This is a genomic window from Allobosea sp. CER48 (assembly GCF_044752385.1).
Lineage (GTDB): Bacteria > Pseudomonadota > Alphaproteobacteria > Rhizobiales > Beijerinckiaceae > Allobosea.
In genome coordinates this window covers 1-1,701 of sequence record NZ_JBIWYK010000578.1, presented here as the reverse complement: position 1 = coordinate 1,701, position 1,701 = coordinate 1, and the positions used below count along the sequence as shown (strand labels likewise).

At 67.0% G+C, this 1,701-nt stretch carries 3 protein-coding genes; 1 reads left to right on the top strand and 2 read right to left on the bottom strand.

All coding sequences use genetic code 11. The features are described 5' to 3' along the window. On the top strand, positions 1 to 542 hold a 542-nt coding region (gene tagH, locus ACIPIA_RS15680), incomplete at its 5' end, for a type VI secretion system-associated FHA domain protein TagH (protein ID WP_400510898.1). Between the two features lie 57 nt (positions 543 to 599). On the opposite strand, the gene ACIPIA_RS15675 is transcribed toward tagH, so the two are convergent. Then, positions 600 to 1,385, bottom strand: a complete 786-nt coding sequence (locus tag ACIPIA_RS15675; RefSeq protein ID WP_400510896.1) for a hypothetical protein — start codon at positions 1,383 to 1,385, stop codon at positions 600 to 602. Between the two features lie 51 nt (positions 1,386 to 1,436). After that, a partial coding sequence (locus ACIPIA_RS15670; protein ID WP_400510894.1) for a PAAR domain-containing protein occupies positions 1,437 to 1,701 on the bottom strand: 265 nt, incomplete at its 5' end.

Genomic DNA, 1,701 nt, shown 5'->3' with positions numbered 1-1,701 from the left:
CCGGCATCTCGCCGCAATCGCTGTCATGGCAGGATCCGGGCGCCTTCGCCGAGCAGCTCGGCGGGTTGATGCGGCTGGTCGCGGAAGAGCTGAAGGCCCTGCTGGCCGCCCGCGCCGAAAGCAAGCGGATGGCGCGCAGCAGCAACCAGACGATGATCCAGGCGCAGGACAACAATCCGCTGAAGTTCTCGCCGACGGTGGACGACGCCCTTCAACTGATCTTCGGGCAGCCGCGCAGCGGCTATCTCGACGCCAGGCGCGCCTTTGACGAGAGCTTCCGCGACCTGAAGGCCCATCAGATCAAGACGTACTCGGCGATGCAGCAGGCGCTCAGGCTGCTTGTCGACGACCTCGACCCTCAGGCGATCGCCGAAGGCACCGCCTCGGAAGGCGGGCTCGGCAGTCTGATCGGTTCGCGCAAGGCCAGGATGTGGGAGGCCTATGTCGCGCGCTGGGACGCCAAGACCGCCCCCTATGAGAACGGCCTCGTCGACGCCTTCCTGATCTACTTCGCCGAGTGCTACGACCGCGGTGGCCATTGAGCCTACACGCGGGTGCGAACGGCAAGGCTGCTTCGGCGCCGACATGGACGGCGGACTTCAGGCGGGCGGCATCGCCAGGATCTCGCCGATGGCACGCGGCTGCAATTGCCGTGGCAATTCGTCCATCGCGGCCTTGTAGTAGCCGAGGATGCTGAGCTGTTCGTAGGTGGCCCAGACGGACTCGTCCTGGAAGGCTGCTGTCCGCTCGTCGAGGTTCAGGATCATGCCGAATTCGGCCCCGCCGGGCTCTCCATAGACGATGGGTGGCGGCGTTGGCTTGCTGCGCTTCTGCGTCTCGGCCTCCCCGAAGGCGGCGAGCGCCCCGGAACGCCAGACCTTCTCGTAGGCCGCCAGGATATCAGTTTCCGCCCTGCCCGTGCCGAGCAGCACATGCCGGCACGCGTCGGCGAAGGCCCCGGTCAGCCCGCTCGCCTCCGCTGCGGAATCGGCTTTGTTGTAGTCGGCACGCAAGGGCTCGACATAGGCGAAGAGATTCTCCAGCCGCCGTGCCGCCGGCCCGCTCAGGAAGAGCCATGGAAAGGCCCCGTCGATCGAGAGCTGGCCAGGCAAAAGATGGGCCGCCTGCTCGCCGTTCTCCGCCCGGAAGAATTGCCGCGCCGCCGCGGTGCAGGTCACGCTCGGCAACGTCGACATCGGCCGCTTGCGCCGGGCCGGGTCGCGGATCAGCGCCATGAATGTCAGAACTTCGGCGACATGGCCGTTGCGGGCAGCACCATGGCCGAGCGCGCGGCGCGTGTCGGAGGCGAAGCGCTGCACCTTCTTGTGGCGGAAGCGCTCGATCTTCGCCTCCGCCCGGTCCGGAACCGTCCTGCTCTTGCCCATGCCCCCGCTCCGGCCGCAAGAATACGAACTCGAACTCTGCTGAAAACGCCTTCAGCCACCGATGATCACGGTCGGCAAGCCCATCACGATCTTGTTCGGTGGTCCCAGCGCCTCGACGATCGTATCGCCCGCCCGACAGGCCGGCAGATTGTTGATCAGGACCGTCTGCGAGCCGTCGACGACCACGCCGGGCCCGTGTGGCTGAGGCGGCATCAAGGTCAGGCAGTTATGGATGTCCGCGCCGCCGGAGGCGCCGGTGATCGTGCTGCTCATGGCCGAGAGAGCCGCCGTCTTGGCCGCCTCTTCAGCCGCCTTC